The organism is Flavobacterium psychraerolatum, assembly GCF_025960985.1.
In the GTDB taxonomy this organism is placed as follows: domain Bacteria; phylum Bacteroidota; class Bacteroidia; order Flavobacteriales; family Flavobacteriaceae; genus Flavobacterium.
Genome location: NZ_JAOQMX010000017.1, coordinates 70,510 through 77,205 on the forward strand (window position 1 = coordinate 70,510; position 6,696 = coordinate 77,205).

The 6,696-nt window shown below is 31.6% G+C and carries 5 protein-coding genes; 4 read left to right on the plus strand and 1 reads right to left on the minus strand.

What is annotated here, in order from left to right:
• The first annotated feature begins 202 nt into the window (after positions 1 to 202).
• The 4 genes from M2326_RS08375 (at position 203) to M2326_RS08390 (ending at position 4,948) form a co-directional block, all read left to right on the plus strand.
• Positions 203 to 2,224: a PAS domain-containing sensor histidine kinase gene (locus tag M2326_RS08375; RefSeq protein ID WP_264619112.1), complete on the plus strand. Its 2,022-nt coding sequence runs from the start codon at positions 203 to 205 to the stop codon at positions 2,222 to 2,224.
• A gap of 1 nt (position 2,225) precedes the next feature.
• A complete protein-coding gene (locus M2326_RS08380) occupies positions 2,226 to 3,296 on the plus strand; it encodes a response regulator (protein ID WP_264619113.1) in 1,071 nt (356 codons plus the stop codon).
• A 399-nt stretch (positions 3,297 to 3,695) separates the two neighbouring features.
• A complete protein-coding gene (locus tag M2326_RS08385) occupies positions 3,696 to 4,469 on the plus strand; it encodes an RNA polymerase sigma factor (protein ID WP_264619114.1) in 774 nt (257 codons plus the stop codon).
• Positions 4,470 to 4,540: 71 nt separating this feature from the next.
• Positions 4,541 to 4,948: a hypothetical protein gene (locus M2326_RS08390; RefSeq protein ID WP_264619115.1), complete on the plus strand. Its 408-nt coding sequence runs from the start codon at positions 4,541 to 4,543 to the stop codon at positions 4,946 to 4,948.
• 644 nt (positions 4,949 to 5,592) lie between these two features.
• Here the strand turns inward: M2326_RS08390 and M2326_RS08395 are convergent.
• Positions 5,593 to 6,489, minus strand: coding sequence for a 3-hydroxyacyl-CoA dehydrogenase (locus M2326_RS08395; protein WP_264619117.1), 897 nt, complete (start codon positions 6,487 to 6,489; stop codon positions 5,593 to 5,595).
• Between the last annotated feature and the right edge of the window lie 207 nt (positions 6,490 to 6,696).

Genomic DNA, 6,696 nt, shown 5'->3' on the forward strand with positions numbered 1-6,696 from the left:
TTAAAGATTCTCAAAAAACGCCTAGTTATAAAAAATAATGATTGAGTTCTTGAATTAAAAGCTACCTTTAGTACTAAGAATGCTACATATATTTGGAATTAGCGTTGCAACATAAGATAGCAACTAATTGCTTTTATGTAAGAAAACCATTTTGATTTGTTACCCTAAGTAAGATAAGTGGACGAATTTAAAAAAAGTATAAATGAGTGATAACGTAAAAGACAATATCCTTTTCAAAAGTATCTTCCACTCATCCGTTGAGGGAATTTTAGTAGTAGATGACGAAGGTTTCATTATTAAAGCAAACCCTACTGCAGAAAAAATGTTTGGCTATGATACCAATGAATTAATTCAAAAAAAAGTTGAAAATCTTATTCCGTCACAATTTAAAAATAACCATCAACTCCATCGAGAAGATTATAGCATAAAGCCAAAAGCTAGAAGTATGGGTCATGACTTGGATTTATGGGGATTGAGAAAAGATGGTTCTCAGTTTCAATTAGAAATAAGTTTAAGTCCCACTGCCATTGACAATAAACAAGTCGTAATTGCCTTTATCATTGACAGTACAGAGCGTATGGCTGCAAAACAAGCTTTGATAGTAAGTGAGAGTCGAATGGCAGAAGCCCAAACTATAGCCCATATAGGAAACTGGCACTGGAATTTGCATAGCAATGAGCGAAGCTGGTCTGATGAATGCTATAGAATCTATGGCCTTTTACCAGGAGACGAACGACTAAATAAGGATTCTGTAATCCTATTTATTCATCCAGAAGACAGAGAAAACAGTCTTAATACAGTACGTCTAGCAATAGAAAACAAAACAGACTATCAATACGAAAAAAGAATTTCTAGGCCTGATGCAACAATAAGGTATATTTTGTCCAAAGGAAAAATTGCCTATGATTTGGACGGCAAACCTACAGAAATGTACGGTACCATTCAAGACATTACTAAGCAGAAAAAAGTAGAAGAGAAATTAAAAGAAAACGAAGAAAAGTTACGAAATTATACTATCGAACTTAAAGAAAAAGTAATAGACCGTAGCACTGCATTGAATGCTGTAGTTGAAAAATTGACAGATCTAAACCTTAACCTTAACAATCAAATATACGAAACAAAAGAGGCCGAAAATAAAGCCTTAAGTAGTAAACAATTGCTTGATAATGTTTCTCATAATTTTCCTGGAGGTTTTATTGCTGTTGTAGATTTTAATTTTAAGATTATATTTATTGGCGGAGAAGAATTAGCACAACTGGGTTTTGAGGATTTGGCCGAAAACAAAACTGTCATTGATGATGTCATAGGTGTTTCTGACTATATCAAGGAAATTATAAAAGATAAAATTTCAAAAACACTCAAAGGTGAACATCATTCCTTTGAAATCGAATTTAGAGACAAGTACTATCTTGTTAACACTACACCCTTATCCAATAAAGACCATAGAATCGAGCAGGTTTTATTAGTGTATAACAACATCACTTTACAAAAGAAAGCGGAGTTTGATATGCTTACGACTTTAAAAAAGGAGCAAGAATTGAGTGAATTAAAATCTCGTTTTATCGCTATGGCATCTCATGAATTTAGGACTCCATTGAGCGCCATACTCTCTTCGGCAATTTTAATCGAAAAACAAAATGGTATTGGAAAAGAAGAGAAAAGAATAAATTATGTCTCCAAAATTAGGTCGAACGTAAAGAACTTAGTCGTAATTCTAAATGATTTCTTATCCTTGAGTAAATTGCAAGAAGGAAAAATTATGGTACAACCAGAACAGTTCGACTTGGTAGCATTTGCCAAATCTTTGATTGAAGAACTTACTGGAATCAAAAAAAAGGGACAAACTATAAGTCTACAATCTCACCTAATACCTATTCTAGTTTTTTTGGACTTAAAACTCTTCAAACATATCATTTATAATTTAGTTTCAAATGCCATCAAATATTCTGAAGAAAATAAAGAGATCCTAATTAAAATAGAAGCTACAATTAAACACGTAAGCATTCAAATAAAAGACCACGGAATAGGAATCCCGACTGAAGATCAAATCAATATGTTTCAACGATTTTATCGCGCAAACAACGCTTCTAATATTCAAGGAACAGGATTAGGCCTCCATATTGTGAAACAATACACCGAACTAATGGGAGGTACCATCAATTTCAAAAGTCAGTTAAATGAAGGTAGCACTTTTTATATCGAGTTCCCTTTAAATAAAAAATAAAATGAGTAGAATACTTTTAATTGAAGATAATACAGACGTAAGAGAGAATACAGCCGAGATTCTTACACTTGAAAACTATGAGGTAATTACAGCCGAAAATGGTAAAATTGGGATTCAAAAAGCACTTGAGCACCTTCCAGATATTATTATTTGTGACATTATGATGCCCGAGTTGGATGGATATGGTGTATTTGAAAATTTAAGTGTTCATCCAAAAACAGCGAACATACCTTTTATTTACCTCACTGCAAAATCTGAAAAGCGTGATATCCGAAAAGGAATGAATTTGGGTGTTGATGATTATCTAATTAAACCTTTTGAAGAAGAAGATTTATTGGGAGCAATATCCTGCCGATTAAAGAAAAAAGAGTTTCTCCAAAAAGAATTCTCCAAAAATATACTTGGTTTTAATGCTTTTTTTAATGAAGCTTCCCAATTTTTGAACCTAGAGGATTTGTCTAAAAACCGCCGCATTATAAAGTACAAAAACAAAGAAGAAATTTTTACAGAAGGAAGCGCTGCACATCAATTGTACTTTATTCAAAGTGGAAACGTAAAGACATATCGAACGACAGAATCCGGTAAAGAATTTGTTATCGCATTATACGGCCCTGGAGATTTCATTGGCCAACTTTCCCTCCTTTCTAGCTCAGGTAACTATGCAGAAACAGCAAGTGTAATGGAAGATGCTGAGGTGCTTTCCATTCCAAAAGATGATTTTACACAGCTATTATACGGTAACAAAGAGGTTTCAAATAAATTCTTTGGAATGATCTCCAATAATATCATCGAATTACAAGAACAATTGGTCGATATGGCGTTTGCAACTGTAAGACAACGTACAGCCAAAGCACTGTTGGAATTGGATAAAAAAGGAATGATGAAAGATGAAAGTCATACCGGTATAAGTATACCTCGTGAGGATTTTGCTGGACTTATTGGAACTGCGACAGAAACCGCTATTAGAATGCTAACAGCATTTAAAAACGAAGGATTAATAGCTGTTGAAACCAACAGAAGACTTGTTTTATTGGATAAAAAAAAAATACGCCAAGTTGCCAGCAATCAATAGTAATGCAATTCTATAATCTTTTATGTGCTAAAATATTACTTCGAGACAGTTGGTTGAAAAAAAAATCTTTTATATCCTAAAAAAATGAATTCATTACTCTATTACTAAGTAATTTATTATTGGGTATTAAAAAATCAGTCTGCTTATACAATTCTTTCATTCTTCTTTATAATTCGATTATATGAGTACCAACGTTATTCTTTTTAACCAAAAATAGATGCTCCATTTATAAGTTAGTCAAAAAAAAATTGGACGATAGCTATATAAAATGAAAATAATATAATTTACTTGAAATTATATTGAAAATAGTTTTAAAAATACATGTCCAACTGACCTAAGTCATTTTTAAATAATACTCATCTGGCTACTTTTACATGAATCATTGTAAACAAATGCCTTATGCAAACCAATATTTCTTATTATCAGACCAAAAAAGAGTACCGTTTGTTGGTTAGTAATACTTTACCAAATTTACTGCAACTAAAAAAGACTGATGATAAACAAGCATTTAATGCTTTGGTACTAAAAATAGTCCCTGAAATAAGAAAATATATAAATAGCCAACTCAATACGGCAATTAAAAAAGGGCACTTTTCGAAAAACAAAATTAAAGCAAATGATATTATTGATCAGCTTTTTATCGAAATCTACGACTACATTGACGAAGTCCAACACGAAGATGATTTTTACCACTGGTTGTTCAAAAAAACCAATGAGCTCCTAGACGATATTATTGTAGAAGAAGAGTTTGATGGCCTTTTCTTCAAAGATATTGATGAATATTCAAAACCTGAATGGGATGAAATGCAAGAAAATTTCAGTACCGATGGTAATGGACATTTGTTAATGGTTGACGAACTTGATGACTTGTCGTATAACCATAATGATTATACCTTGAACCATGTCTTTATCGAGGACGACGAGAAATCTTTGATCGAAAAAATAGACAAGGACCTAAGTGCAGAAGAGATTCAGAATCACATCTCAATGGTTGTATACCATATGCCCTATGCCATGCGTAATGTTTTTGAATTATTTAGTATTGAAGAACTAGCCTTGAAAGAAATTGCCCAAATAACCAATAAAACGCTCGAAGAAGTCGTTGAACTGCTACAAGAGGCAAAAAAGACTTTGCAAGAGAGTTTACTTTACAGATACTCCATTACTCAATAAAATTTTGAAAATTAAAAAATAGCCTAAAGTAGCAAGATTCTATAAAAAATAACTTAAAAAAACAAACTATTATGACAACAGCAATTGCAAACCCAAAAGCACAGTATTTATTAGGAGCAAGTTTAGAAGTTTTACATTTTGAAAGTAGTGAATGGATCGAAACCATTCATCTCTGGAAAGATGAAGTGCGTTTTTTTAAAGACTTGGTTAAGAAAAGAGCTTTTTCAGTAAAAAGTAATCCTGACTATCAGGCTATGATAAAAAATTTGGATGCAATTTACACGGATTTATTTGATGATATGGAAAGAAACATAATTGAACACGAAAAATTATTATCGAAATTAGAAATGGGAGAAAAAGGAATTTCTGATCAAGATTACCGAAAAAGACACGAATATATCCTTTCACAAATGGACACCTTTTCGGCTGATTTTACTGCGTTCAAAAAAATTCTTTTTCATTATGAGAAAGGACTATAAGGTAAAAAAATGTATGAACTGAATATTTTATATTAATTTATAAAAAACAAAGCAATTTATACTTTTCTACGTATTAATGAATTTTCATACTGATAGGAATAGGTAATATGGTAGGCGATTTACTAGAAAAAGAGTATCGCCTAATCAAATTGCAACTGCATTTAAAACTACTATTTAAAGTAGAAAAGATGAAGCCATTGAAAAATAGAAAATATTTACCCTTTGTACATTAGCATTCATAATGAAAATATTCAGGGTTACAAACTATCAGATTTAGGATATTGATTTAAATTAAGAAATGACGACTCCAGCTTATTTGAGTAGAAGGCTTTCAAATTGACATTCTAAAGGTTTATTTAAATAAATGCTACTTAAATATAATGAGAGCAAACAAAAAAGCATTTGATGATCACCATACCTAAATTGGTAGTCATTCTTTTGCTTTTTTGTTTGATTTATTTTATGTCATACCATTTTGAATTTACTGTTATATAATGGTGGATGATTGTCTGGTTGAGCGCAGTCTAAATTTCGCTTTATCGAAGAGTAATTAATCTCAACTTCGCTCGATTTGACAAAATTCAAAACAGTAAATTCAATGATAAAATAGTATTACTACAATTATAAAACGGTACTCAAATTTTTCACTTTAAAAAACTAGGATTTTTATACACTGGATTTGGATATTTGTAAAAACCCTCACCAGTAGCTACACCCAATTTATTTTTATCCATAAAATGTTCTTTTAAGTATTTTACTATTTTTAGTTTTAGCTCATCTTCTGTTTTTTCGGCTGCAATTACATTCACATTATATACAGTTGTAATTCCTATAATATCTAGAATACCAAAAGGTCCTACAGGTGCACCGGTTGCTTTTATCCAAGTTTTATCTATTGTTTCTGCATCTGCCACATCGTTAATTAGCAATTTGGTCGCTGCATTTAAAAAAGGTACTAGCAAGGAGTTCAAAATGTATCCAGGTTGTTCTTTAAGAACAGGTAAAGCTAACATACCAATTGCTTTAGCAAAAAGTACTACATCTTCAAAAACTTTATAATCTGTTCCAGCATGTCCCATGATTTCAGCAGTATTATGAATCCAAATCGTATTTGCAAAATGCAATGCTAAAAATTTTGATGGTCTTCCAGTTGCATCTGCAAAATCACTTGGCAAAAGCGTAGACGAGTTGGTCGCAAAAATTGTTTTTTCTGGTGCAACTTTAGCCAGTTTCTGGTAAAAATCTATTTTTATCGTTGGATTTTCTGGAACCGCTTCAATAAGCAAATCTGCATTTGCAACAGCTACCCCTAAATCAGCATTATAACTCAAGTTCTTAAAGGTTGCATCCAACTGTTCTTGCGTTGCTTTCAAATCTTTCTTATAAGACTCACTCAAACCTTTGAATTTTGCTTTAGCTTTTTCTAATACGGCATCATTAATATCATAAACGGTTACATTAAATCCGTGAAATGCCGTTTGAAATGCTATTTGGTATCCTAAAACACCACTTCCTGCTATAGTAATATTTTTATAGTTCATCATCTATTATTTAATCGGTTGATAATTAAAGATATCACAATTACAAAATCGAGACAATGATCTACATCAGTAAAAAATAGAAGAGATCTTTTATTCCTATCGATTATAAAAATCTTAGATTCAAGTGATAAATGCAACACTCCTTATTTGTTTAAATAAAGCCTACTGATAAGTCTTGAAGATCTAGATCTTCAAGACTTATCAGTA

Excerpts from the sequence above, each read along its gene's own strand:
- M2326_RS08385 (WP_264619114.1), top strand. The coding sequence starts at position 3,696 with ATGCAAACCAATATTTCTTATTATCAGACCAAAAAAGAGTACCGTTTG.
- M2326_RS08380 (WP_264619113.1), top strand. The coding sequence starts at position 2,226 with ATGAGTAGAATACTTTTAATTGAAGATAATACAGACGTAAGAGAGAAT.
- M2326_RS08395 (WP_264619117.1), bottom strand. The coding sequence starts at position 6,489 with ATGAACTATAAAAATATTACTATAGCAGGAAGTGGTGTTTTAGGATAC.
- M2326_RS08390 (WP_264619115.1), top strand. The coding sequence starts at position 4,541 with ATGACAACAGCAATTGCAAACCCAAAAGCACAGTATTTATTAGGAGCA.
- M2326_RS08375 (WP_264619112.1), top strand. The coding sequence starts at position 203 with ATGAGTGATAACGTAAAAGACAATATCCTTTTCAAAAGTATCTTCCAC.